The 26,962-nt window shown below is 70.6% G+C and carries 11 protein-coding genes and 2 pseudogenes; 9 read left to right on the top strand and 4 right to left on the bottom strand.

Going from position 1 to position 26,962, the window contains the following annotated elements:
* Nucleotides 1–76: 76 nt before the first annotated feature.
* From KY49_RS14235 to KY49_RS14275, 9 genes and pseudogenes are all read left to right on the top strand, one after another.
* Nucleotides 77–11,077 (top strand): annotated as a pseudogene (locus KY49_RS14235) (thioester reductase domain-containing protein); the annotation flags it as partial.
* Nucleotides 11,078–11,082: 5 nt separating this feature from the next.
* Nucleotides 11,083–12,144: an NAD(P)-binding domain-containing protein gene (locus tag KY49_RS14240; RefSeq protein ID WP_042585318.1), complete on the top strand. Its 1,062-nt coding sequence runs from the start codon at nucleotides 11,083–11,085 to the stop codon at nucleotides 12,142–12,144.
* Entirely contained in the window at nucleotides 12,141–13,376 is a 1,236-nt protein-coding gene (locus KY49_RS14245; protein WP_042585319.1) for a hypothetical protein, read from the top strand. The genes KY49_RS14240 and KY49_RS14245 overlap by 4 nt, the downstream gene beginning before the upstream one ends.
* A complete protein-coding gene (locus KY49_RS14250; RefSeq protein WP_042585320.1) occupies nucleotides 13,373–14,629 on the top strand; it encodes a diaminopimelate decarboxylase in 1,257 nt (418 codons plus the stop codon). Before KY49_RS14245 ends, KY49_RS14250 begins: the two co-directional genes overlap by 4 nt.
* 29 nt (nucleotides 14,630–14,658) lie before the next feature.
* Nucleotides 14,659–16,556: pseudogene (locus tag KY49_RS38995) on the top strand (AMP-binding protein).
* A 10-nt stretch (nucleotides 16,557–16,566) separates the two neighbouring features.
* Nucleotides 16,567–16,998, top strand: a complete 432-nt coding sequence (locus KY49_RS14260) for a hypothetical protein (RefSeq protein ID WP_042585321.1) — start codon at nucleotides 16,567–16,569, stop codon at nucleotides 16,996–16,998.
* Nucleotides 16,999–17,001: 3 nt separating this feature from the next.
* The gene (fabD, locus tag KY49_RS14265; protein WP_042585322.1) at nucleotides 17,002–17,892 is read left to right on the top strand and encodes an ACP S-malonyltransferase; all 891 of its coding nucleotides are present in this window, start codon (nucleotides 17,002–17,004) and stop codon (nucleotides 17,890–17,892) included.
* Between the two features lie 16 nt (nucleotides 17,893–17,908).
* Entirely contained in the window at nucleotides 17,909–19,756 is a 1,848-nt protein-coding gene (locus KY49_RS14270) for a fatty acyl-AMP ligase (RefSeq protein ID WP_042585323.1), read from the top strand.
* Nucleotides 19,757–19,916: 160 nt separating this feature from the next.
* Nucleotides 19,917–20,810 carry an AEC family transporter gene (locus KY49_RS14275; RefSeq protein WP_042585324.1) on the top strand — a complete coding sequence of 298 codons (894 nt, stop codon included), beginning with the start codon at nucleotides 19,917–19,919 and terminating at the stop codon, nucleotides 20,808–20,810.
* A gap of 222 nt (nucleotides 20,811–21,032) precedes the next feature.
* On the opposite strand, the gene KY49_RS14280 is transcribed toward KY49_RS14275, so the two are convergent.
* From KY49_RS14280 to KY49_RS14295, 4 genes are read right to left on the bottom strand one after another with little or no spacing between them, the layout of a single operon-like run.
* Nucleotides 21,033–21,683, bottom strand: a complete 651-nt coding sequence (locus KY49_RS14280) for a DUF429 domain-containing protein (protein WP_042585325.1) — start codon at nucleotides 21,681–21,683, stop codon at nucleotides 21,033–21,035.
* Complete coding sequence (locus KY49_RS14285; RefSeq protein ID WP_042585326.1) at nucleotides 21,680–22,204, bottom strand: HD domain-containing protein; 525 nt, start codon at nucleotides 22,202–22,204, stop codon at nucleotides 21,680–21,682. The genes KY49_RS14280 and KY49_RS14285 overlap by 4 nt, the downstream gene beginning before the upstream one ends.
* Before the next feature lie 31 nt (nucleotides 22,205–22,235).
* A complete protein-coding gene (locus KY49_RS14290) occupies nucleotides 22,236–25,703 on the bottom strand; it encodes an ATP-binding protein (RefSeq protein ID WP_042585327.1) in 3,468 nt (1,155 codons plus the stop codon).
* Between the two features lie 3 nt (nucleotides 25,704–25,706).
* Nucleotides 25,707–26,957 carry a metallophosphoesterase family protein gene (locus KY49_RS14295; RefSeq protein WP_042585328.1) on the bottom strand — a complete coding sequence of 417 codons (1,251 nt, stop codon included), beginning with the start codon at nucleotides 26,955–26,957 and terminating at the stop codon, nucleotides 25,707–25,709.
* Nucleotides 26,958–26,962 lie beyond the last annotated feature (5 nt).

The following is a 26,962-nucleotide window of genomic DNA, read 5'->3' on the forward strand; positions in this document are numbered from 1 at the left end:
GAGCGATGCGAAGGCGGCGGCCGACGCGCCCGTCAGCCGCGTGGAAACCGACGATACGCATGACGATGCAGAAAGCGACGTCGCGATCGTCGGCATGGCGGGCATCTTCCCGCAATCGGCCGACCTCGACGAATTCTGGCGACACCTTGCCGCGGGCGACGACCTGATCGCCGAGACGCCGCCGTCACGCTGGGACTGGCGCGCGGCCGACGGCGAGCCCGCGTCGCGCTGGGGCGGCTTCATGCCGCGGATCGAATATTTCGACGCCGCGTTCTTCGGCATCTCGCCGCGCGAAGCCGAGCAGATGGACCCGCAGCAGCGCCTGCTGATGCAGACCGCGTGGGCCGCGCTCGAAGACGCGGCGGTCCGCCCGTCCGATCTGATGGGCAGCGACGCGGCGGTGTTCGTCGGCGTCAGCACGTCCGACTACATGGCGCTGCTGCCCGGCGCGGACGGCCATCTCGCGATCGGCAACGCGCACGCGATGCTGCCGAACCGGCTGTCGCACCTGCTCGGCACGCACGGACCGAGCGAGGCCGTCGACACCGCATGCTCGAGCTCGCTCGTCGCGCTGCACCGCGCGGTGCGCGCGCTGCGGCGGGGCGAGAGCAGCGTCGCGATCGTCGGCGGCGTCAACGTGATGCTGACGACGCGGCTGCATCGCGCGCTCGCCGCCGCCGGCATGCTGAGCCCCGACGGACGGTGCAAGACGTTCGACGCATCGGCGAACGGCTATGTGCGCGGCGAAGGCGTCGCGGCGCTCGTGCTGATGCCGCTCGAGAGTGCGCGCGCGGGCGGGCATCCGGTGCGCGCGGTGATCAAGGGCAGCGCGGTCAACCACGGCGGCCGCGCGGCGTTCCTGACCGCGCCCGACGTGAACGCGCAGGCCGCGCTGATCGCGGCCGCGTATCGCGATGCGGGCGTCGACCCGGCAACCGTTTCGTACGTTGAAGCACACGGCACCGGCACGTCGCTCGGCGATCCGATCGAAGTGCAGGCACTGCGCCAGGGCTTCGACGCGTATGCGCGCGAGCGCGTCGGTGCGCACGCGCCGGCGCGCTGCGGCCTCGGTTCGGTCAAGACCAATATCGGGCACCTCGAAGCGGCGGCGGGCCTCGCGGGCGTCGTCAAGGTCGTGCTCGCGATGAACCGGCGGATGCTGCCGCCGAGCCTGCATTGCCGCGCGCTGAATCCGTATCTGAAGCTCGACGACAGCCGCTACCACGTCGTCACGGAACCGACGCCTTGGCCGGACGACGCGACGCCGACGCCGCTGCGCGCCGGCGTCAGCTCGTTCGGCTTCGGCGGGTCGAACGCGCACGTCGTGCTGCAATCCGCGGATGCGCGACCGATCGCGCCGGCGAGCGCGTCCGATGCGGCGGGCTCGTTTGCATGGTTCATCCCGCTGTCGGCGCGCACCGACACGGCGTTGCGCACGCGCGCCGCGCAACTCGCAAGCTGGCTCGATGTCGAGCATGCCGACGATGCATGGCTGCCCGCCCTCGCGAAAACCTTGTCGGTCGGCCGCGAGCCGATGGCATGCCGCTTCGGCATCACGTGCGCGTCGCTCGACGATCTGCGCGCGCAGCTCGCGATCGCGCTGGACGGCCCTGCCGATGCGCTCGTGCGCGACGACGCGCGCCTGCGGCCACACTCGAGCGCACACGCGGCGTGGCTCGCGGGCGGGCACGCGCCGCTGCCGGCCGCATGGGACGACGCGACGCCGCGCCTCCGGTTGCCCGTCTATCCGTTCGAAGGCGAGCGGCACTGGCCGATCGACGAAGCCTCGCCGACGCGCTTCGCGCTCGCGCCCGACGGCGACGGCGCATATCGGCTGTCTATCGCGCCCGACGCGCCGCTCGTCGCCGACCATCGACTCGCCGGCGAGCCCGTGCTCGCCGCCGCCGCGCAGATCGTGATCGCATGGCGCGCGTTCGAAGCGGGCGCGAGCGACGCGGACACGAACGTCGCGCTGCACGACATCGAATGGCTCGCGCCGATTGCAATCGGCGCGCCGACCGATCTGCGCGTCACGCTTGCTCGCGACGAAGGCGTCAACGACGACGCACGCTTCGCGATCGCCGTCTCCCCGGCCATCGATACGCCGCTCGGCCGCGGATGCGTGACACGGACCGCAAGCGCGCCGACAGGCGCGGCTGCGGTCGACCTCGAAACAATCCGCACACGGTGCACGCAACCGATCTCGGCCGCTCGGTGCTACGACGCGTTCGCCGCGATCGGCATCGATTACGGCCCGACCTTCCGCCCGCTTCGCGCGATCGCGGTCGGCCGCGACGAGGCGCTCGCCGAATTCGACGCGGCGGCGCTCGCGGGCACGTCAGGCGACGCGCGCATCGTCGCGCTGCTCGACGGCGCGTTCCAGGCGATTGCAGGCCTGCAGCTCGCGGACGCGGGACGCATCGAAGGCGCGCTCCTGCCCGCGGCGCTCGCGCGCATCGAATTGACCGGGCCGATTGCGGACAGCAGCCATGCCTGGATTCGCGAAGTGCCGAACGAAACCGGCCGTCGCACGTTCGATCTCGATCTCGTGACCGCGCGCGGCGAATCGTGCGCATCGCTGCGCGGCTTCGCACTTGCGTCGGCACGAAGCCAGACCTCGCGCGAAGCGCCGTGCATCGCGACGCCGGGCGATCATCTGCTCGCGCCGCAATGGCTGCCGTCCACGACGATTACGACGAGCACCGCCACGCCGTCCCGGCGCACCGGCACGTTGGCGATATTCGGCGGCGTGCCGGCCCAGCACGCCGCGCTCGCGGCGGCGCACCCGACGCCGCCGCGCCTGATCGACGACCTCGCCGAACTCGACGCGCATATCGATCATCTGGTCTGGCTGCCGCCCGCGCCGGCGGACGCGAACGCGCCGCTCGCGCGATGCGCGGGCCTGGACGGCTTCCGGCTCGTCAAGCGGCTGCTCGCGCTGGGCCTCGGCGATCGCGCGTTCGAGCTGACGGTGCTGACCGCCCGCTCGTGGACGATGCCGGGCGACGCACCCGCGTTCCCCGCGCACGCGGATCTCGCAGGACTGTGCGGATCACTCGCGAACGAATACCCGCATTGGCGCGTGCGACTCATCGATTTGTCCGACGCCGGCGCGCTGCCCGCCGACTGGCACACGCAGGACGCCGAAGGCGGCCATCCGCTGCTGCTGCACCGCCACGGCCAATGGTTCGCGCGCCGGCTCGTGCCGCTCGCGGCGTTGCCGTCGCCCGCCGAGCCGCCATACCGGCCAGGCGGCGTCTACGTCGCGATCGGCGGCGCGGGCGGCATCGGCCGCGTGTGGACCGAACACGTGATCCGCGCTTGCGGCGCGCAAGTCGTGTGGATCGGGCGACGGCCGCTCGACGCGCGGAGCCAGAGCAATTACGCGGCAGGCTGCACGTTCCGCGACGCGTTCGCCGACTGGCTGCGCACGCAGGTGCGATGCGCGGTCAAGGTCGTGAACTGGGGCTACTGGGGGCAGACGGGCGTCGTTGCGTCCGACGCGTATCGCCGGCGGATGGCCGCGCTCGGCATCGGCTCGATCGAGCCGGCGGCCGCGATGGCGGTCGTCGATGCGCTGCTCGTCGCGAGCGTCGATCAGGTCGGCTATCTAAAGACGATCGCGCGCGCCGCGGTGCCGACGCTCGCACCCGCACTCGCCGCGCGCATCGCGCCGCCCACGAAAGCGCTCGCCGATACGCCGCTGCCGCGCGTCGACGCGACGGGCGACAGCCCGCAGTGGCAGCACGCGCTTGCGTTGCTCGATCGCGCGATTGCGCACCGCCTGTTCGCGGAACTCGGCGCGATGCACGTGTTCGGCGCCGGCGATGGGTCGGGCGACACCCGGTTCGACCTCGACGCCGCACTGCGTGCCGGCCGCATCGCGCCCGCGTACCGACGCTGGCTCGCGCATGCGCTGACGCTGATCGCGCGACACGGCCACATCGCGTGGGACGGCCGCACGGGCCGCATCGCCGACGCGCCGCCGTCGCCGGACATCGCGCGCACCGACTGGACCGATGCGCGCGCCGAGCTCGCACGCACCGCGCTGCTCGACGCCCACCTCGCGCTCGCCGATGCAACGCTCGACGCGTTGCCCGCGATCCTCCAGGGCAGCGTGCCCGCGACGTCGATCCTGTTCCCCGACGGTGACCTGAGCCGCGTCGAAGCCGTCTATCAACGCAACGAGCAGGCGGACCGCTGCAATCGCGCGCTCGCCGATGCGGTGCTGCACCTGGTCGGCCACGCGCCGGCCACGCAACCGGCTGCGCTCGCCGAGATCGGCGCGGGCACGGGGGGCACGACCGTGCCGCTCCTCGCCGCGCTCGACGCGAGCGGCGCACGGCTCGGCCGCTACGACTTCACCGATATCTCGAAGGCTTTCCTGCTGAACGCCGAGCAGACGTTCGGCCGCGGCCGCGATGTGCTGCGCTACCGGCTGTTCGACGTCGAGCGCCCCGTCGCCGGGCAGCCGCTCGATGCCGGCGGCTACGACATCGTGATCGCCACCAACGTGCTGCACGCGACGCAGGACATCGGCGTCACGCTGCGCAATGCGAAGGCGCTGCTGAAGGCCGGCGGCCGCCTGATCATCAATGAGCTGCTCGACACGCACGGCTTCGCGCACGCGACGTTCGGCCTGCTGCCGGGCTGGTGGCGGCATCGCGACAGCGCGCGCCGGCTGCCGGGCAGCCCGCTGCTGTCGCGCGACGGCTGGACGCTTGCGTTGCGCGAAGCCGGCTTCGCGGTGCTCGACGGCGACGCGGCCGACGCTGCGCCGGCGGGCCAGGGCGTGATCGTCGCGATCAGCGACGGCGTGATCGTGCAGCCCGTGACCGCCGACGCGCGCGACGATGCCGGCTCGCGCGCAAACGCTGCGCACGTGGCCGCGTCGGCCGAATCGGTCACGCACGCGCCCGCGCCGATGCCCGCCGCGCCGGCCGGCGCGAACCTGCGCGAGCGCTGTGTCCAGTGGCTCACGCAGCTCGTCGCGCGGACGCTGAAGATGCCGGCCGGCAAGCTCGCGCCGGATCAACCGCTCGGCCATTACGGCATCGACTCGATTCTCGCGATCGGCCTGACGAAGACGCTGCGCGAAACGCTCGGCGTCGCGCTGTCGAACGCGGCGCTGTTCGAGCACCCGACGCTGAACGCGCTCGCCGACTTCTTCGTCGCCGAGCATCGCGCCGCATGCGAGCGCGTGCTCGGCGGCGACGCGGCAGCCGCGGCGAATGCGTCGCCGACGGAACGCGCGGTCGTGCAACCGGACGCGACGCTCCCGCACGCGCGCCCCGCGACGCCCTCGAGCGCCGACGACACCGCCATCGCCGTGATCGGCATGTCCGGCCGCTACGCGCAGGCGGACAACCTGCGCGAGTTCTGGGCAAATCTCCGCGCGGGCCGCCACTGCATCACCGAAGTGCCCGCCGAGCGCTGGGACTGGCGCACGCACTTCGACGCGGAGAAAGGCACGCCCGGCCGCACGTACAGCCGCTGGGGCGGCTTCCTGAAGCAGATCGACCGCTTCGACGCCGCGTTCTTCCGGATCGCGCCGAACGACGCAGAGCAGATCGATCCGCAAGGCCGCCTGTTCCTCGAGGAATCGTGGGCCGCGATCGAGGACGCCGGCTACACGCCCGCGACGCTCAGCGCGAACCGCCAGGTCGGCGTGTTCGTCGGCGTGATGAACGGCGATTACCCGACGGGCGCGCAGTTCTGGAGCATCGCGAACCGCGTGTCGCACGCGCTCGACCTGCACGGCCCGAGCCTCGCCGTCGACACCGCGTGCTCGTCGTCGCTGACCGCGATCCATCTCGCGCTCGACAGCCTGCGCAGCGGCTCCTGCGATTGTGCGCTCGTGGGCGGCGTCAACCTGATTCAGCATCCGAGGCATCTGGTCGGACTGTCGTCGCTGACGATGCTGTCGGCAGGCGACGCGTGCCGCGCGTTCGGCGCGGGCGCGGACGGCTTCGTCGACGGCGAAGGCGTCGGCGTGCTCGTGCTGAAGCCGCTGTCGCGCGCGCTCGCCGACGGCGATGCGATCCACGGCATCATCCGCGGCAGCATGATCAACGCGGGCGGCAAGACGCACGGCCTCACCGTGCCGAACCCGCGCGCGCAGCAGGCGGTCGTCGACGCGGCGCTCGCGCGCAGCGGCGTGCCCGCGCGCGCGGTCGGCTACGTCGAGGCGCACGGCACCGGCACCGCGCTCGGCGATCCGATCGAGCTCACGGGCCTCACGCGCGCATTTGCCGACACGACCGCCGATCGCGGCTTTTGCGCGCTCGGCTCGGTCAAGTCGAACATCGGCCATTGCGAGAGTGCGGCTGGCATCGCGGGCGTCACGAAGGTGCTGCTGCAGATGAAGCATCGCGAGCTCGTGCCGACGCTGCATGCGGACGAACCGAATCCCGACCTCGATTTCGCGCAATCGCCGTTCGTGCTGCAACGCACGCTCGCGCCGTGGCCGAAGCCGGATCTCGACGGATGGCCGCGGATCGCGGGTGTGTCGTCGTTCGGCGCGGGCGGCGCGAATGCACACGTCGTGCTCGAGGAGTTCGTCGAGTCGCGCGTCGCGACCGGTGACGATCACGCCGGACCTGCGATCGTCGTGCTGTCCGCCGCGACCGACGACGCGCTGCGCCGCCGCGCGCGGCAATTGCACGCGGTGCTCGCCGACGGCGAAGTCGATGCCGGACACCTGCACGATCTCGCCTACACGCTGCAGATCGGGCGTGACGCGATGGCGTCGCGTTTCGGCTGCGTCGTCGGGTCGCTCGTCGAGCTGCAAGCGGCGCTCGCCGCGTTCGTCGAAGGCGACGCATCGCGCGGCTGGCACGCGCATCGGCTCGCCGGCGACCGCCACGGCCTCGCCGAGCTCGACGCCGATCCCGAGCTGCGCGCGTCGCTCGTCGATCAATGCATCGCGACAGGCAAGCTCGACAAGCTCGTGGCGCTCTGGTGCCAGGGGCTCGGCGTCGACTGGCCGGCGCTGCATCGCGGCCGCGCGCGCCGGCGCGTGCATCTGCCTGCATATCCGTTCGACGGCCCGCGCTACCGGCTCCGCGACGACGCGACGCTCGCGGCCGAACCCGTGCGCGAATCGACGGCCGACAGCGCGCTTGCAACGCACGGCGCGAACGCCGCCCTGCCGGATTCTTCGACGCCCGATGTCGCGACGCTCGTGCGCCGAACGGTCGCACAGTTGCTCGGCTATCCGGACATCGATATGAGCGAATCGTTCCTGTCCCTGGGCGGCGACTCGATCCGCGCGGCACGCGTGCACCGGTTGCTGCAACAGTCGCTCGACGTGAAGATCCCGCTCAGCCTGATGCTGGAAGCGCAGACGCTCGCCGAATGCGCGCGAGCGATCGATGCGCTGCTGGCGGAAAAGGGACGATCAACGGCGACAGGCATAGCGTCAAACAGCGCGCCTTCAACCGGTATGCCCACCACCGGCGCGTCCACGCGAGCCCCCGCGCCGCGCGACGCTCGCCCACGCGTGCACACGCTGTCGTCGAACCAGCAGCAGTTCTTCTTCCTCGACCGCCTGAACCCCGCGAACCCGGCGTTCAACCTGCCGGGCGCGCTGCGCGTGCGCGGCGAATGGCATGGCGACGCGCTCGAAGCCGCGTATCAGGCGCTCGTCGATTCGCACGACGTGCTGCGCACCCGCTTCGTCGTGCGCGGCGGCGAGCCGTGCGCGGAAGTCGCGCCGCACCGCGCGGCGACGATCCGTCGTCACGATCTGTCGGCGCTCCTGCCGAAGCATCAGGCCGCACGCATTGCCGAGTGCCTGACCGAATCGAGCCGCGAAGGCTTCGCGCTCGACCAGGGCGAACCGAGCCGGCTGACGGTGCTCGAATTGCGCGACGACGACCATGTGATCCTGCTGAACCTGCATCACATCGTCGGCGATGCGGTATCCGTCGTCGTGCTGCTCGACGCGCTCGCGCGCGCCGCGCTGACGGGGCAAGCGTGCGCGACGAACGGCGCGCAGCCGCAATATGCGGAATGGGCCGCGCGCGAACGCGAAGCGTTGCCGGCGACGGTCGAGCGCGAACTCCCATACTGGCTCGAGCGCCTGCGCGACTTGCCGCCGCCATTGCCGCTGCCGTGCGACCGCGCACGCCCCTCCGTGCCAAGCTATCGCGGGCAGAGCGTGCCGCTCGCGTTTCCGCCGGAACTGACGGCTCAGCTCGACGCGTATTGCAAGGCGAACCGGCTGTCGCGCTTCGTCGTGATGCTCGCCGCGTTCAAGGTCGCGCTGCGCGTGCTGTCGGGTCGCGACGACGTCGTCGTCGGCAGCCCCTACGCGAACCGCGCCGACGACGACACGGCCGACATGGTCGGCAGCCTCGCCTACGCGCTCGTGCTGCGCACGCGACTCGGCGAGGCCGAGACGTTCGCCGACGCCGTCTCGCTCGTGCGGCGCACCGTGCACGGCGCGTTCGATCATCTCGGCGTGCCGTATCCGCGGCTCGTCGAGGCGCTGAAACCGGCGCGGCACTGCGGCGCGAATCCGCTCTACCAGATCATGTTCAACGTGATCCCGATGCCGGTGCTGCCCGACGGCGTCGAGCCCGTCGAAGTCGATTCCGGCTGGCTCGACTACGATCTGTTCGTGCGGCTGCGCGCATCGGATCGCGCGATCGAGGGCGTGCTGCAATTCAGCGCCGATCTCTTCGATCGAACGACCGCCGAAGCCATCGGCACGTATTACGTCGAACTGCTGCGCACGCTGCTCGCGCATCCGTCGCTGCCGCTTGCGGGTCTCGCGTTGCCCGCCGAGCTCGCGCTCGAACGGACGATCACCGACGCGATGCCGCCACTGCGCATCGAAATCGCATCGACGTTCACCGACCGACCGCTCGCCGGCACGCTGCGTTACTGGGGCACGGCAACCGGCCAGCCGATCGAGCCCAACTTCGCGCCGTACGGCCAGCTGTTTCAGACGCTCTACGATCCGTCGACGCCGTTCCACGCGAATAGTCACGGCATGAACGTCGTGCTCGTTCGACCGCGCGACTGGCTGCGCTACGACGAGGCGAACGCCGCGGGTGCCGACGCCACCGACGGCGCGAACGCGGCGGACGGACGGATCGCACGCCATGTCGACGAGCTCGCCGACGCGCTGAGCGATGCGGCGCCGTCGCTCGCGGTGCCGGTCCTCGTGCTCGTGCTGCCGGACGATGCTTCGTCGCTCGCCGCGCACGACGAGCACATCGACGAACAAGACGGCGACCCCGCGATCGACTCGTCGCTCGCCCCCTACCTCGCGCTCGTTGCCGCGCTCGCGGATCGGCCGTCGATCACGGTTGCGCACTGGCGCGACGTCGCCGCGATCTATCCGGTCGCCGACGTGTTCGATCCGCACGCGGACGCGGCGGGCCACGTGCCGTTCACGAGCGAGTACTACGCGGCGCTCGCGAGCTACGTCGCGCGCGTCGCGTACCAGCACGCGTCGGTGCCGCTCGACGGTGCATGGAACCGGCTCGCCGCGCACATCCGCGACGATGCCGAGCACCTGCTCGCCGCGCCGGCCGATGACGCGCACGCGCGCCGCGCGCCATACGCGCCGCCGACGAACGAGGCAGAGGCGACGCTCGTGCCGATCTTCGCGGCCGCGCTGAAGCTCGACGCGCTCGGCATCGATGACAACTTCTTCGACTGCGGCGGCCACTCGATTCTCGCGATCGGCGTCGTCTACCAGATCAACGAGGCATTCGGCACGTCGCTGTCGGTCGCGGACATCTTCATGGCGCCGACCGTGCGCCGCCTCGCGGAGCGGATGCGCGACGCGCCGGACGGCCCGGAGTACGTCGACCTCGCGCGCGCGGCGGTGCTGCCCGACGACGTCGCGCCGCTGCCCGCGCCAGTCGCCGACACGCCGCGCGCGCTGCTGCTGACGGGCGCGACGGGCTTCGTCGGCCGCCATCTGCTGCGCGAGCTGATCGACCGCACCGACGCGACGATCTACTGCCTCGTGCGCGCGACGGACGCTGCGCAGGGCCTCGCACGCATCCGCGCGACACTCGAACGATGGTCGCTGTGGCGCGACGGCGACGACGCGCGCGTGGTCGCGGTGCCGGGCGATCTCGGCCGCCCGCGGATCGGCCTGTCGGAAGCCGATCGCGCGCGGCTCGTCGCCGAGGTCGATGCGATCTACCACAACGGCACCAGCATGAACCATCTCGAATCGTTCGAGATGGCGCGCGCCGCGAACGTCGACGGCGTGGTCGAGCTGCTGCGGATCGCGACGCAAGGCAGGCCGAAGACGTTCAACTACGTGTCGACGCTCGCGGTGTTCAGCATGCGCGAGCGCACCGGCACGCACGTGTTCGCCGAATCCGCGCCGATCGACGCCGAAAGGCATCCGTCCGACCAGGGCTACACGACCAGCAAATGGGTCGGCGAGCAGCTGACGCACCTCGCGGCCGCGCGCGGCGTGCCCTGCAACGTGTTCCGCCTCGGCCTCGTGACCGGCGACGTGCGGCACGGCCATTACGACGAGCAGCAGGCGTACTACCGGCTGCTGAAGAGCTGCGTGCTGATGGGCGCCGCGTTCGACGATTTCCGCTACGACCTCGTGATCACGCCGGTCGACTACGTCGCGCGCGCGCTCGCGCATCTCGGCGCGAAGCATCCGCGCGGCGGCGGCGTATTCCACCTGTCGACGATGCAGGTCACGCCGATGCGCACGGTGTTCGAGATGATGAACGCGCATCTGCCGACGCCGATGCGCATGCTCACGCACCGCGCGTGGATCGACGAGCTGCGCGTGCGCTACCGGCGCGGCGACGTGCAATCGATCGTGCCCGTCGTGCAATGGATGATGAACATGAGCGACGCGGAGCTCGTGAAGCTTGCGCGCGAGCGCGAGGAAACGACGTTCATCTACGACTGCACGGCGACGCATCGCGAGCTCGCGGAAGCCGGCATCGTCGTGCCCGTGTTCGACGACGCACTGCTGCAGCGATACCTGCGCGGCATGTTCGACGACGACGCGGACCTGCGCGCGCTCGCCGCCCTGCCGGACGACGGCGAGCGCGCTTCTCCCCTTCACTCCCACACGTGACATCCATGAACGATCTCATCTATCAAGACGAACATGCATCGCTGCAGCCGCTCGAAGGTCTCACCGTGAGCGTGATCGGCTACGGCATCCAGGGCCGCGCGTTCGCCGCGAATCTGCGCGACAGCGGCGTATCGGTGCGCGTCGGCAACATCGACGACCGTTACTTCGCGCTCGCGCGCGCGGAAGGCCATCGCGTGACGAGCATCGCCGAAGCGGTCGCGCACGCGGACATCGTGCTGCTGCTGATCCCGGACGAGGCGCACGGCGCGGTGTTCGACGCCGACATCGCGCCGAACCTGCGCGAAGGCGCGCTGCTGTGCGTCGCGCACGGGCACTCGCTCGTGCAGGGCGAAGTGCGCCCGCTCGACGGACGCGACCTCGCGATGCTCGCGCCGCGCATGTACGGCGACCCGATCCGCCGCTACTACCTCGCCGGGCAGGGCGCGCCCGCGTATTTCGACATCGTCGCGGACCACACCGGCCGCGCGCGCGACCGGGTGCTCGCGATCGCGCGTGCGGTCGGCTTCACGCGCGCGGGCGTGATGGCGCTGAGCTACCGGCAGGAGACGTTCCTCGACCTGTTCCAGGAGCAGTTCCTCGCGCCCGCGCTCGTCGATCTCGTCGAGACGGGCTTTCAGGTGCTCGTCGAGCGCGGCTTCAACCCGAAGGCCGCGCTGCTCGAAGTCTACGGCTCGGGCGAAATGGGCAAGATGATGCTCGACGGCGCGGACATCGGACTCGACGAAGTCGTCGCGCTGCAAGGCTCGCCGACCTGCCAGGTCGGCTATCACCGCTGGCGCGGCCGCACGCTGCCCGCCGCCGTGCGCGAGCTGGCCGCGCGCGTGCTCGATCAGATCGACAGCGGCGACTTCTCCGCGTATCTGAAGGCGCATGCGGCGAACGACTACGCATCGCTCGACGAAGCGCGCCGCGCGGTGCTGAAGCGGCCGCTCAACGTCGCGCACGCGGAAGTCCGCGCGGCATTCCGGTTCCCGACCGAGGCAGCAGGCGGGCTCTACCAGGCGCCGCCCACAGCCGCCGACGCCGAACCGGAGGTCGCGCGATGAGCGCCCGCCTCTACATCGGCGCGACGTTCACCGCATCGCCGCTCGAGCCGCTGCTACGCGCGCAAGGCTTCGACGAGGTCGCGTTCACGCGTTACAACCAGTTGCTGCAAGCGCTGCTCGCGCCCGATCCGCAGCACGCTGACGACACGACGCTGCTGCTCGTAAGGCTCGCCGACTTCGTGCGGCACGAAGCGAACGACCGCGCGCAAGCGCCGGACGCGCTCGCCGCGCTGCTCGCGCAACGCGCGGATGCGTGGCTCGGTGCACTCGCATCGTTCGCCGCCGGCCGGGCGACGCCGCCCCGCCTCGTCGTGCTGCCGTCGACCACGCTCGACGCGCGCGGCGCGGCGCTCGCCGACGCGTGCCGGCGGGTCGAACGCGCGCTGCTCGACCTGCCCGGCTTGCGCGTGCTCGATTGGGCCGACTTCGTCGCGTCGAGCGCGAACGCCCAGCCGTTCGATCCGGTCGCGGACAAGCTCGGCCACGTGCCGCTGACGATCGACGGCTTCGCGGCGTTCGCGCGATGGCTCGCCGAGTGCTTGCGCGGCGAAGCCGGTGCGCTCGGCACGTCGACCGGCGCGCCGCCCGGTACCGCGGCGCCTGCAACACCCACGCCGTCGCTCGCCCGCTTCTTCGAGCGCCTGCAATTGCGCATCACGAGCGTCCCGCTCGACGACGAAGCGGCGCTCGCGAAAAGCGCACGCCTGAGCCATACGGCCGTGACCTTCCACCTGAGCGGCCACGCTTATCTCGAAGCCGACCTGCTCGACGCGACTTCGCGCGACGCGTGCGGACTCGCGCTGACCGTCGCCGACCGCTTCGGCCAATACGGCTGCAGTGGCTTCGCGCTGGTGCGCTCCGACGCCGGCCTGCCCGTGCTCGCCGAATTCGTGCTGAGCTGCACGGTGCTCGGCAAGCAGGTCGAGCACGCCGTGCTGCTCGCGCTCGCGCATGCGGCGCAACGCGCCGCGCTGCCTGCCGTCGCGCTCGACACGATCCACACGGACGGCAATCAGCCGGCCATCGACTTCATCGACGCGATCGCCGCGCAAGCGTGCGTCGCCATCGATCGAAGCGGCCCGCGCGCGCGGCTGCGCATCGCGCCGGCCGCGCTCGCCGATGCGGTGCTCGCGTGCGCCAAGGCGCCGCAAGCGCTCGCGGCAACCGCGCAGGCACTTGATCTCGCGCCGCTCTTTTCCCGCTCAACCGCTCACCTGGCCGCCCAACGATGAACGCGAACCTCGACGCCTTCACACCCGCCGGTCGCGCGCCCACCGCCGACTGGTGGGCGCGCGACCGGCTGCACTATCGCGACGGCGTGCTGCATTTCTGCGGCCGCGACGTCGCCGAGCTCGCGGCCGCGTTCGCCGAGCCGGTGTTCCTGTACGACCCGCAGCGCGCGGTCGACAACGTCGCGCGCCTGCAACGCGCGCTCGGCGGCCTGCAACGCGGCGACTTCCGCATCCATTACGCGATGAAGGCGAATCGCTTCCGTCCGTTGCTGTCGGAGCTGCGGCGTTCGCCGATCTTCGGCATCGACGTGTGTTCGCCCGAGGAGCTGCGCGAGGCGCTCGCGTGCGGCTTCGCGCCGGCGCGCATCTCGTACACCGCGCACGGGATGATGCCGGACGAGGCCGAGCTCCTCGCCGCGCTGCCGGACGTGCACGTGAACTGCGACACGCTGAGCGCGATCGCGCTGCTCGGCAGCCGCTCGCCCGGACGCGAGATCGGCATTCGCGTGAATCCCGGCGTCGGCATCGGCTACGGCGACAGCGAGCGCCTGAGCTACGCCGGCGCGACGGTCACGAAGTTCGGCATCTACGCGGAGCAGTTCGGCGCGGCGCTCGAACTCGCCGCGCGGCACGGCCTGAACGTGACGTGGCTGCATTGCCACGCGGGCTGCGGCTATCTCGATCCACAGCTCGCATCGTTCGAGCGCGTGCTCGATGCGCTCGACGCGTTCGTCGCGCGCGTGCCGGGGCTGCGCGGCATCAATCTCGGCGGCGGGCTCGGCCTGCCGCATCGCGCGACCGACCGGCCGCTCGACCTCGAACGCTGGCGCGCGGCCGTGCACGCACGCTTCGGCGCGCGGCCGCTCGCGCTCGCGATCGAGCCCGGCGACTTCATCGCGAAGGACGGCGGCATGCTCGTGCTGCGCGTCGCCTACGTCGAGCTCAAGCGCGACCGCCGCTTCGTCGGGCTGAACGGCGGCTTCAATCTCGCGATCGAGCCTGCGTTCTACGACCTGCCGTGCGAACCCGTCCCGTGCGTGCGCAGGCCGGGCGCCGCGCAATCGGTGTGTCTCGCCGGCAACATCAACGAGGCGCTCGATCTGTGGAGCAACGACGTGAGCCTGCCGCCCGTCGAGCCGGGCGACTTCGTCGCGCTGCTGAACGCTGGCGGCTATGCGTCGTCGATGAGCTCGAACCATTGCCTGCGCGGACAGTTTCGCGAGCTCGCGCTGTTCGACGACGCGCCGCACTGACCCCAACCTCAACGACAAGGAACCCCAGCGTGTCCTCGTTATCAACACAATTGAGCGCTCTCGGCAGCCGGATCTTCACGAGCGCGCCGTTCGGCCCCGGCGTGTCGATGCAGAATCTCGCCGAATGGTCGTCGCTCGCGCACGTCCAGCTGCTCGGCAAGGTTGCCGCCGAGTTCGGCGTCGACATCGACATCGAAGAAGCCTATCGGCTCGACAGCTTCGAGCGGCTGCTGCAGTACATCGAGCGGCAGCGCGGGCCGGGGGGCGACGCGCCGCATGCATCCGCGACGCCGGACGCGGCGGCCGGCCTGGCCGGCACGGAGCCCGACACGATCGGCGCGCAGCTGCGCGCGCGCGCCGACATGCTGCCCGACCAGCCGTTCCTGTTCTTCCCGGCCGACGATCGCAGCTACACGTATCGCGCGTTTTACGGGCTCGCGCGCGCGGCCGCCGAAACGCTGCGCGAGCATGGGCTGCGGCGCGGCGACCGCCTGTCGGTCGTGCTGCCGAACGGCCCCGAGTTTCTCGCGTACTACTTCGGCGCGCATCTGCTCGGCGTCGTGTCGGTGCCGGTCAATCCGGCGTTGAGCGCGGCCGAGTGCGCATACATCGTCCGCAACAGCGGCGCGAAGCTCGTCGTGTTCGACCGGCGCATGACACATCTGCGCGACGCGGTGCGCGCCGAGCTCGGCAGCGGCAATGGCGACGATAGCGTCACGCGCGTCGCCATTGCGGACGCCGCCTCCGGCTTCGGTCTCGAAGCGCTCGCGGCCGCGGCCGCACACGCGTCGATCTCGCCCGATCCCGATCTCGCGGCCGACGACGACGCGAGCATCCTCTACACGTCCGGCACGACGGGCCACCCGAAGGGCGTCGTGCTGTCGCACCGCAACCTCCTGTCCGACGCGCGCGCGCGCTCGTCGACTGGTTCGCGTTCGAGCCTGGCACGCGGACGATGTGCATCCTGCCGCTGTTCCACAACAACGGCCAGGTGATCACGCTGCTGTCGCCGCTGATCGCGGGCGGCAGCTCGGTGATCCTCGAAGGCAAGTCGGCGCTGCCGTCGTTCTGGAAGCTGGTCGACACGTATCGCGTGAACTGGACGAGCGTGATGCCCGCGTTCCTGTCCGCGTTCCTCGAATACGGGCTGAAGCGCACCGACGACACGCTGCGCGGCATCGTCTGCGGCGGCCAGGTATTGCTCGACGAAGTGCGCAACCGCTTCGAGAGCGAATACCGCGTGCCGGTGTTCGAAGGCTTCGGGCTCACCGAGACGACGTCGTTCGCGACGATGAACCGCCATCCCGCCGAGCGCCACCGCTTCGGCTCGATCGGCGTCGCGCTGCCGTGCAACGCGCTGCGGATCGTCGACGCGGACGGCCGCGAGGCAGCGGCGGGCGAAACCGGGGAGATCCTGATTCGCGGCGACAACGTCGCGACGCGCTACCACGCGCGCGCCGAGCTGAGCGCCGAGCGCTTTCGCGACGGCTGGCTGCATACGGGCGACTACGGCTATTGCGACGACGCAGGCAACTACTTCTTCGCGACGCGCGTCGACGACCTCATCATCAAGGGCGGCGAGAACATCTACCCGGCCGAGATCGAGAACGTGCTGCACGGCTGCGACGACGTCGTCGAATGCGCGGCGCTCGGCGTGCCCGATCCGATCCTCGGACAGGACGTGTGCGTGTACGTGAAGCTGCGCGCATCGTCGACGCTCGGCCAGGACGACGTTCGCCGCCTGTGCGAAGGCCGCATCGCGCATTACAAGTGCCCGCGGCACGTCGTGCTGCTGAACGGGCTCGACGATCTGCCCGAGCTGCCGAAGGGCCCGACGCGCAAGATTCTCCGCCGCAAGCTGCTGGAGCATTTCGCGACGCTGCGCGAACGGGAGCAGGCGTCGTCCGGCGACGCCGTCCGATCATGAAGGAGACGCCATGAAGCTCGTACTGTTCCTGCATCTGGTGTTCGTCGCCGCGTGGATGAGCTGCGTGATCGTCGAAGGCATCTTCGAACACGCGATCGATCGGAGCCCGGAGCAGCGTTCGTTCATCTCGAACCTGCACTGGGCCACCGACATGTACGTCGAGATTCCGGCATTCACGATCGTGCTCGTCACGGGCGCGATCCTGCTCGCGCATCGCACACCGACGCCGCTGCTGCTGACGAAGGTCGCGTTCGGCACGCTCGCGATCGCGTTGAACGCGGTGTGCGTGTGGATCGTCGTCCGGCGCCGTCACTACGCGGCGCGCGACGACCATGCCGCGTGGGAGCGCATCGATCGCGTGCAGCACAAGCTTGGCGGGATCGTCGCGATTGCGATGCTCGCCGCGCTCGGCATCGGCGGCTACATGTTCGCGGGAGCCTGACAAATGAAGGCATTGATTTTTCCCGGCCAGGGCGCGCAGGCGGTGGGCATGGGCGAGGGCCTCTTCGAGCGTTATCCGGAACTCGTCGAAACGGCGGACGATGTGATGGGCCTGTCGGTCGAGCGGCTTTGCATCGATGATCCGGACGGCCTGCTCGCCGACACGCGCTATGCGCAGCCCGCGATCTTCGTCGTCAACGCGCTGCACCTCGCCGCATGGCGCGACGCGCACGACGACGCCGACGTCTGGCTCGCCGGCCACAGCCTCGGCGAATACAGCGCGCTTCTCGCCGCAGGTGCGTTCGACTTCCGCACCGGGCTCGAGATCGTCAAACGTCGCGGCGAGCTGTTCGCGTCGGCAAGCGGCGGTGCGATGGCGGCCATCGTCGGCGTCACCGCCGCCGAGCTCGGCCGCCGGCTGCGCGACGCCGGCCTCGACGACGTCGATCTCGCGAACTTCAACAGCGCCGAGCAGACCGTGATCGCGGGCCCGGCCGCGTCGATCGACGCCGCCGCGCGCAGGCTCGATGCGTGCGGCGACGTCACCGTGCTTCCGTTGAAGGTGAGCGGCGCATTTCACTCGCGCTGCATGACGCCGCTCAAGCCGGCGTTCGAAGCGTTCGTCGCGCGCTTCGCGCTCGCCCAGCCCGCGCGGCCCGTCGTGTCGAACGTGACCGCGCGCCCCTACCAGCCGCCCGGCACGCCCGCCGACTATCTGGTCGAGCAGCTCGACCAGCCGGTGCGCTGGCGCGACAGCATCCGCACCATGCTGCGCGCGGGCGTCGACGAATGGGTCGAGCTCGGCCCCGGCCGCCGGATCCTCACGCGTCTGGTCGACGCGATCCGGCGCGAATCATCCGGGCGACCTGCCGCGTTGCAACCCGCTCCCCTTTGAAGAGGCTCGATCCGACATGTCATCCATCCAGTCCGCCCTCGCCGCCTGCCGCTCGCTGACCGCGCCGCCGCCGCTCGCACCCGCGGCGAATTTCGCCGACGTGCTGCGCTTTCGCGCCGAGACGACGCCCGACGAGTTCGCGTACGGCTACCTCGGCTTCGGCCGCATGCCGGATCGCGTGATGCGCTACGGCGACATTCATCGCCGCGCACTCGCGATCGCGCTCGAGATCGTCGCGCACGGCCGGCCGGGCGATCCCGTGCTGCTGATCTTCCCGTCCGCCGCCGACTTCATCGAAGCGTTCTTCGGCTGCCTGTACGCGGGCCGCATGGCCGTGCCGGCGCTGCCGCCGCGCACCGAGAAGGAACGCCGCCGGCTGATCTCGATCGCGCGCGACTGCGCGCCGTCGTTCGCGATCTGCGGCAACGGCGAGATGGACGCCGTGCGCGCCGAGCTGAGTGCGGCGGGCGTCGTCGCGCCGCCGTGCCGTGAAGTCGGCGCGATTCCCGACGACGACGTCGACGCCGGCAATCTCGGCGACGCCGCGCTCGCTTTGCCCGCCGTCGCGCCCGACAGCATCGCGTTCCTCCAGTACACGTCCGGCTCGACGTCCGATCCGAAGGGCGTGATGGTCGGCCACGACAACCTGCTCGCGAATTCACGCCTGCTGTACCGGCATTTCGGCGGCGACCGCGCGCGCTGGCTGGGCGTGTCGTGGCTGCCGCATTATCACGACATGGGCCTGATCCTCGGGATCCTGCAGCCTATCTATGCGGGGCGGCCCGCGGTATTCATGTCGCCGCAGGATTTCCTGCAACGGCCGACGCGCTGGCTGCATGCGGTGTCCGACTACGGCGCAACCTGCAGCGGCGCACCGAGCTTTGCCTACGATCTTTGCCAACGACGCGCGGACCGCATGGACGTCGGCGCGCTCGACCTCTCTACGTGGGAGTGCGCTTTCAACGGTGCGGAGCCGGTGCAGCCGCGAATCATGCGCAAATTTGCCGACGCGTTCGCGTCCGCCGGCTTTCGCTACGACGCTTTCGCACCGTGCTACGGGCTCGCGGAGTTGACGCTCGTCGCGACGTCGACGCAGATCGGCGCGCCCGTCGTGATCCGGCGCGCGGACTACGCGGCGCTCGCCGATGGACGCTTCGAGCCGCACCAGGGCGACGGCCGGCCGGTCGACGTCGTGTCGGTCGGCGCGCTCGCGGATGCGGGCCAGACGTTGCGCATCGTCGATCCGGCGACGGGCGATGCGCAGCCTGCGGCCAGGATCGGCGAGATCTGCGTCGCGAGCGACAGCGTCTGCCACGGCTACTTCGGCCGCCCGGACGCGACCGACGCGACGTTCCGCGCGTACCGCTCCGACGCATTTCCGCACGGCATGCTGCGCACGGGCGACCTCGGCTTCGTCGACGACCGCGGCCACCTGTTCATCGCCGGACGGATCAAGGACCTGATTATCCTGAACGGCGTGAACTACTATCCGCAGGACATCGAAGGCGCGGTGCTGAACGTGTCCGACCAGATTCGCCCGAACCGGCTCGCGGCGATCATGGTCGAGCGCGACGAGCAAGCGGGCGTCGTCGTCGTGCTCGAGGCGATCGGCCGGTTCGACCTCGCCGCGCTCGCGCCGGAAATCTGCCGCGAAGTATGGGACGCGTGCCAGTTGACGCTGAGCGGCGTCATCCGCGTGAAGAAGGGCGAGATCCACACGACGTCGAGCGGCAAGATCCAGCGTGCGACCTGCACGAAGATGCTCGCGGACGGCGCGTACACGATCGAGGATGCGTATCTGCACGACGCCGCGCAGGCATGGCTCGCGCCCGTGATCGAACGGTGCGCGTCGGCCACGCTCTGATCGTGCGCCGCCTCGCATCGCGCGCGCCGCCGGGTTATAGTCCGGCGGGGCGCGCGCCCGGTCCGTCACCTCTGGCGTGGTCCCGCGCCGACTTTCGACACCCACCCGCACGGGTGGCCCGCCGGGCCTTCCGGCATCCGATTCGTTCAAACGCCGCTCGATGGCTTCGTTGATTCTCGTTCTCGCCTGCCTCGTCGCAGGCGCCGCGCTCGCGCGGAGCAAGCGCCTGCCGGCCAACTTCCCGGCCAGCCTCAATTTCTTCGCGATCCAGATTTCGTTGCCCGCGCTCGTGCTGCAGCATCTGCACAAGATCGCGTTCGGCGCGGACGTGCTGTGGCTGTTCGCGACACCCGCCATCGTGTTCGCGGCGACAGCCGCGCTCGCGCTCGCCGCGGGCGCGCTGCTGCGCCTCGACAAGGCAACGGTCGGCTGCCTCACCCTCGTCTGCGGCACGAGCAACACGTCGATCGTCGGCGTGCCGGTCGTGCAGGCGCTGATCGGGAGCGCCGCGATCGGCCATGCGCTCGTCGTCGACCAGGCGAACTTCATCGTGATGTGCACGGCGGGCCTCGTCGTCGCCGACTTGTACGCAGGCGGCACGATGAGCTGGCGCGGCGTCGCGCGGCAACTCGCCGGCTACCGGCCGATCCAGGCGATGGTGCTGGCGCTGCTGCTGCGGCCGGTGCCGTTCCCGCCCGTGGTCGAGGACGTGCTGACCGCGCTCGGCGCCACCCTCACGCCGATCGCGATGGTCTCGGTCGGCGCGAGCTTCAGCCTGCGCGGCGCGCGCGACGCCGCACGCAATTTCATGGTCGGCATCGGCCTCAAGCTGCTCGTCGTGCCGGCGATCGTGCTCGCCTGCGGGCTCTACGTGTTCGCGCAGCGGGGCGTGCCGCTCGCCGTCGCGCTGGTGCAGGCGGCCATGCCGCCGATGATCATCGCGGGACTCATCGCCATCGACAAGAAGCTCGATCCGCCGCTCGCGGGCGCGCTGATGACGCTCGGCGTACCGGCGTCGATCGCCGCCGCGTGGCTATGGTTTCAATTGACGTAGCCGGATCGCTTTTGCGGCGATCCGAACATCTTCGTATCATCGCGGAGCGATAACGCTGCCCCGAAGCGGCCGAGCGTATCGCCAGCAGCAGCACGCCCGGCGAGTCGGCCTTGCTGACGAGCGCGGCGACACCCAGGCGCCAGATCTCCCGATGTGCGGGATGACGCGCGACGCGAACCGGCATACGCGGAAGCGAACGCGCCCGTGCGGAAGTCGGCGCCGCTACGGCGCACGCGTCATGGGCACCCGGATGTATCCGCCCTCGGCATCCCCATAAACGTCGGCGCATCCTTCGATCACGAATCGCGCAGTCAACGCGCACAACGCGGCATCTCTCGCATCGACGGAAGTCAGCGTCGCGACGTCGATCCCCATCCTTTCCAGCAACTGCCTGCGCTGAACGCGCTTCTGCTTCGCGGATGCAACGTCCTTGCCCAGCAGCGCGCACGTGATCGCATGCGGATAGGTCTCGAAGCTCACGCGCCCGCCCGCGTAGCGCGGCGCGGTCAGCAGCGGGTACGCGTCGGCAAGCGCCCGATAGACCCGCTCGCCGACGAACATCCAGTCATAGAAGCCGGTGGTGTTGGCCAGCGCGCGCTCGCGCGTCGGCGTCGAGAACAACGAAATCCGTTCGCGCACCAGCGCACGCTCGGCCGGCCGATGGCCTTCGCCGGCCCACCATCGGCACGGCGAATCGACACCGACGGCCACGACATCGTGTTCGAGGCACAGCAGCGGCAGCGCTTCCGGCACAACGCCGTCGGCACGATAGACGACCGACGTGCCGCGCAGGATCACGAGATCGCATTGCTTCCGGTTCCCGCCCACATCGACGCCGGCGACGCAAGCGGATCGCTTCGCGTGCACGGTCACGCCGTCGGCCGCGCGTCATACGCGGCGTCGAAGATCGCCTCGAGCCCCGGATGCACGCCGCGCATGCGATCGACCACGGCCTTGGCCCAGTCGAAATACGCCTGCCTGCGTTCGAGCGGCCAGTCCGCGGGCGGGTGCCGCGCGACATCGCGCACGTTGCAGATCTTGTCGGCCAGCTTGACCAGCTTCGCGCGACGGCTGATGTGCGCCGCATGTTCGATCTGCAGGCGCTTGCGCTCGTCCTTCGACAACGACTTGTCGTCCGTCACTTCCATCACGATAGCCGCGACGTCCTTGCCGAACAGGCGCAGCAATTCCTGCTCGGTCGTCTCCGTGTCCTCGATCGTGTCGTGCAGCACCGCCGCGACGATCACGCGCTCGTCCTCGATGCCGGCCTCGTTGGCCAGCACGTCGGCCAGTGCGATCGGATGATTGATGTACGGCGACGCTTCGTCGTCCTTGCGCCGCTGATTGCGATGCTTGTCCGCCGCGAACGCGATGGCTGCCACCAGCTTGTTCATGTTTGCTCCCGGAGTCGTCGAAAGTGCGAACCTATGCGCCGACGGGCTCGCGCTGCAGCGCCACCACGTTGACCCGTTCGCCGAACACCGCCTTCACCAGCGGCAGCAGATGATCGTGGTGCGTGAGGAACAGCACCTGCGTGCGCGTCGACAGGTCGCGTAGCGCTTCGAGCCCCGCCTTCGCACGCGCGTCGTCGAAGTTGATGAACAGGTCGTCGGCAACGAACGGCAGCGCGGTCCGGTTGCGCAGCTGCAGTTCGAGCGCGGCGATCCGCAACGCCAGGAACAGCTGGTCGCGCGTCCCCTCGCTCATGCCGGTCACCTCGACCGCCGCGCCCTTCGTCCGCTTCGCATGGAGCGCGGGCGGCGTGCGCTCGGTATCGACCGTCAGCCGCGCAAACTCGCCCAGCGTGAGCCCCGCGAAGATTTCCCCGGCGCGCTTGAGCATCGGCCCCTGCTTCTGGTCGCGATAGCGATCCGTCGCCCACTTCAGCAGCCGGCTTGCCGTCGCGGCCTCCAGATACTGCTCGGCGGCGTCGCCCATCGCGGCCAGCGCTTCCTGCCGCTTCGCCTCGGCGACGGCCGCATTCGCCTGGCCGTCGATCGCGCCGAACGCCTGCTCCGCGACCACCTGTTTCTGCGCAAGCTCGTTCAGGCGCTTGCCGACATCGCCCAGCGCCTGCTTCGTCGACTCGAGCAATGCCGGCACGTCGACGAGGTCCTGTTCCGCGATCTCGGCCTCGATCGCTTCCAGCGAGAGACCGTCGCCATCCCGCACGAGCGCCTCCCGCGCCGCATCGAGCGACTGCCGCAGCTGACGATGCCGGTCGGAGCGCTCCGCGAGCGGCAGCGCCGCGTCGATCGCCTCCACGCCGGCCATCTCGAGGAGCGGCTGAATCCTGGCGTCCGCGCCCGCAACCGCGGCAACGGCATCCGCCACCTTGCCCTCGGCGTGCCGGATCGCGTCGTCGGCCCGTTCGATCGCTTTCGCGGTCTCCGTGGCGGCCGCGAGCCGCGCCGTCAGCCGGCGCGCGACTTCCGGCCAGTTGCCGGCGGCCAGCAGCTCGGGATCGAGCACTCCGGCCAGCCGTCGCGCGTCGCGCTCCAGCGCGGCCAGGTCGGCGCGGATCGCGGCGATGCGGCTGCGCGGCGCGTCCGCGGCGGCCAGTTCGGCGGCGACGGCGTTCGCCAGCTCGACCGCGCCCTCCGCCGCAGCAAGCGTCACCGCGCTCGTGGTGAGCCGCGCGTCCGCCAGCGCGTCCCGCCATTGCGCCTGCCACGCGTCGTAGGCCGCCTGCGCGTGATCGGCTTTCGCCTGTGCGCCCGCACGCGCGCGCTCGACCTGACGCGCCTGATCCTCCAGGCTGCCCTGCTGCGCGATCGATTTCTCCGCCGACTGCACGAACGACTCTGCGGCAGCGACGAGCGCCGCGAGCCCGTCGTCGCTGTCGCGCGACACCGCCCGCAATGCGGACTGCAGCACCGCCTGGGCCGCCACGCGCGCGGCGCGCGTCGATTCGAGCTCGTGCGCCTGACGCTCGTATTCGGCTTGCGCGGCGAACACCATCTCGCGCTTCGCCAGCCAGTCGTTCATGTCGGCGAGCGGCATGCCCGGCACGCCGGCGGCCGTCGCAAGCCGCATCCACGCGTCCCGGTGCGCGGACAGCTCCTGCTCGCGTTCGCCCAGTGCGGCCTGCCGGCGCGTCACGCTGGTGCGGGCGGACTCGACCTGCTGACGCAGCGACTGCAGCGTGGCCGCCGCCTGCGTCGTGCCGAGCCGGGAATCGACGAGCTCGTCCGCGAGGCGGATTGCGTCGTCGACCGCCGGCGCGCCGGCGTCGAGGCCGACCGCGCCACGCTTGATGTCGCCCCACGCGCCGTCGCGGCGCGCGCGCGCCGCCAGCACGTCCGCGGTCGTGACGACCTTGTGGTTTTCGGCGAAGTGCTTTTCCTGCAATTCGAGCCGCTCGAGCGCTTCGCGAGCATGATCCAGCGCGTCGCGCGCCGCCGCGACCGCGCCCGCACGCTCGTTGTCGTCCTTTTGCCACGCGACGAGCCGTGCCGTCGACGGCAGGTCGAGCGTGCGCAGCGCCGCCACGGGCTTGCGCCACTGCCCGAGCCCGTCGAGCGCGTCCGTCAGCGCGCGCTCCGCCAGCGCGACCTCGCGCTCGAGCGCCTGTTCCCGCGATGCGCTGTTCCTGAAGCCCTGCGCGTCGGCGAGCGCGATGCGCAGCGCCTCGGGCGCCTCGACCGTCGACAGTCGATCGAGCTGGTCCTTCAGTTGCGCAAGCTCGCGCACCTTCTCGTCGAGCGATTCGCGCGCGCCGATCAGCGCCTGATGCAGTGCGCCGTGTTCGCGCAGCAGGTTGGTGACCGTCTTCAGCGACAGCGCCTTCGGCAGCGCCGCGCGCAGCGCCGCTTCGTCCGCGGGCCAGCCGAGCTGCGCCGCGGCGCCGAATGCGGCCAGCAGGTGACGCTCGACTTCCGCGTCGCGCAGCAGCAGGTCCTGCGGATGATTCGCGCACGCGCTGCGCAGCCGGTCGAGCGCGTCGATGTCGGCGGACAGCGCGAGCACGTCGCCGTCCGCGACGATCGCATCGCGCGCGTGCCGCTTGCCGGCGAGATCGGCGCGCCGCTCTTCCAGCACCTTCCGTTCCGCCGCGAGATCGCCCTGCGCCTTCAGCAGATCCGCCTGGGCGGTCGGCGGCAGTTCGACGACCGGGCCGAGCTCGACCAGTGCGGCTTCCTTGACCGTCAGCTCATTCAGATACGGCGCGAGCCGCCGCACGCGCTCGAGCTTCGAGCGCAGCGTTTCGAGCCGGCGCTGCTCGGCGCGCGCCCGTTCGATCTCCTGATCGACGGCTTCGCGGGCCTCCTTGCGCTCGACCCAGTCACGCGTGCGCACCTGCACCGCCTTCAGTTCGCCCACCGCTTCGTTGAAGGACGTCTCGGCCACCGCGAACGCGCTGCCGCTGCGCCGCGGCGCCCACAGCTCGCCCGAGCGCGCTTCCAGCTCCTCGCGCACCGGCCCGAGACTGCCGACGCCCGCCGCCGATTCGAACAGCACCTGGCCGAGCTTGTCGGACGCATCGAGAATGCTCCTGCCGCCCTCGACCAGCCGCCCGTGATCGAGCCCGAACATCTGCTCGAAGAATTCCTTGCTCGCACCGTCGAGGACGGCCGCCAGATAGTCGTCCGGCAGCCGCTCGTCGGCCGGCGTGCGCAGCGGCGTGCGGCCTCTCGCGCGATGGAACGCCATCTCGCCGGCCGCGCCTTCGAGCACGCCGCCGATCCGCAGCTCCGGCGTGCTGTGGAGGAAATCGAGCGGCGTCTGCAGCTTCATCCCGAACAGCAGCTCCGACACGGCCGTGCGGATCGTCGACTTGCCGGCCTCGTTGGGCCCGACGATCACATGAAAATCGTGGTCCGCGCGCGGAAAGCCGAGCGCCGCGTCGGTGAATTTGCCGTACTTGATCAGGTCGAGTCGCTTGATGCGCATCGTTCACTCCCCCTGCGCCAGGCGCGCCAGCAACGCGGGGCCGACCTGCTGCACCAGTGCCGTCAGCTCGCCGGACCGCGCCAGCGACAGCAGCGGCACCTCTTCCTTCACTTCGCTGCGCACCTTGCCGACGAACGGCTTCAGGTCGCGTTCGAGCAGCGCGAGAAATTCCGGATCGTGCGCGGCGTCCGCGAGGATCTGCTTCAGGTCCTCCAGCGCTTCGAACTGCTCGGTCTCGCCATGCGACAGATCCATCGCGGACGTCGCGACCTTGACCTTCTCGAGCCAGAGCCGCTCGTTGCCGATGATGCCGATCTGGTTCAGCACTTCCGCGCGCAGCTGCGTCGCGCGCCCGAAGAACAGCCCGTGCGCAGGCGTGCGGCCCGTGACCGTCACGCGCACCGCGCGCGGCACGTGGCCGTCGACCGTCAGCAGCGCTTCGAGCGACTGGCCGATCTTCCGCGCGAGGTCGGCGATCGTGACGCAATCGGCCGCGTCGACCTCGACGGCCTCCCAGCGCAGCACGTCGAGATACAGGCGCTCGACGCGCGTCTCGCCGCCCTCGACCGTGACGAGCACCGCGCCGCGCCGGCCCGTCTCGCGGATGTGCCGGCCCTGCAGGTTCCCCGGAAACACGATCGTCGACGGCCCCGACCATTGCTGGAACTCGTGGACGTGCCCGAGCGCCCAGTAGTCGTAGCCTTTCGCGTGCAGCTCCGCGAGCGTGCAGGGCGCGTAGTTCGGGTGCGCCGTGTAGCCCTCGAGCGCCGTATGCAGCACGCCGATGTTGTAGCAGCCGGGCACGGGTTCCGGATAGCCGAGCGCGAGATTCTCGACGACCGCCTTGTCCTTGAAGCTCTGCCCGTGCAGCGCCACGTTGAATTCGGGCAGGCGATGGACTTCCGGCTTGCGGTGGCCGAACACCGTGACGTTGTCCGGCAGCGTGAGCTTCCTGGTCATCTCGCTCTCGGCGTCGTGGTTGCCCCACAGCACGAACGCGCGGATGCCCGCCTTGCGCAAGCGCCCCATCTGCTGGCCGAAGAAGATGCCGGTGTTGTGATCCTTCCAGTCGCCGTCGTAGAGGTCGCCGGCGATGACGAGAAAGGCCACCTCCTCCTCGATCGCGCGATCCACGAGCTGCCGCAGCGCGTCGCGCGACGCGTTGCGCAGCTGCGCGGCCGGCGCATCGGGATAGGCGCTCAGGCCGTGCAGCGGGCTGTCCAGGTGAATGTCTGCCGCGTGGATGAACTTCACGACGA

Source organism: Burkholderia sp. MSHR3999, assembly GCF_000833595.1.
GTDB lineage: Bacteria > Pseudomonadota > Gammaproteobacteria > Burkholderiales > Burkholderiaceae > Burkholderia > Burkholderia ubonensis.

Coding starts and splice junctions, on each gene's coding strand:
- fabD (WP_042585322.1), top strand. CDS start 17,002: ATGAAGGCATTGATTTTTCCCGGCCAGGGCGCGCAGGCGGTGGGCATG.
- KY49_RS14260 (WP_042585321.1), top strand. CDS start 16,567: ATGAAGCTCGTACTGTTCCTGCATCTGGTGTTCGTCGCCGCGTGGATG.
- KY49_RS14250 (WP_042585320.1), top strand. CDS start 13,373: ATGAACGCGAACCTCGACGCCTTCACACCCGCCGGTCGCGCGCCCACC.
- KY49_RS14245 (WP_042585319.1), top strand. CDS start 12,141: ATGAGCGCCCGCCTCTACATCGGCGCGACGTTCACCGCATCGCCGCTC.
- KY49_RS14290 (WP_042585327.1), bottom strand. CDS start 25,703: ATGCGCATCAAGCGACTCGACCTGATCAAGTACGGCAAATTCACCGAC.
- KY49_RS14240 (WP_042585318.1), top strand. CDS start 11,083: ATGAACGATCTCATCTATCAAGACGAACATGCATCGCTGCAGCCGCTC.
- KY49_RS14285 (WP_042585326.1), bottom strand. CDS start 22,204: ATGAACAAGCTGGTGGCAGCCATCGCGTTCGCGGCGGACAAGCATCGC.
- KY49_RS14270 (WP_042585323.1), top strand. CDS start 17,909: ATGTCATCCATCCAGTCCGCCCTCGCCGCCTGCCGCTCGCTGACCGCG.
- KY49_RS14275 (WP_042585324.1), top strand. CDS start 19,917: ATGGCTTCGTTGATTCTCGTTCTCGCCTGCCTCGTCGCAGGCGCCGCG.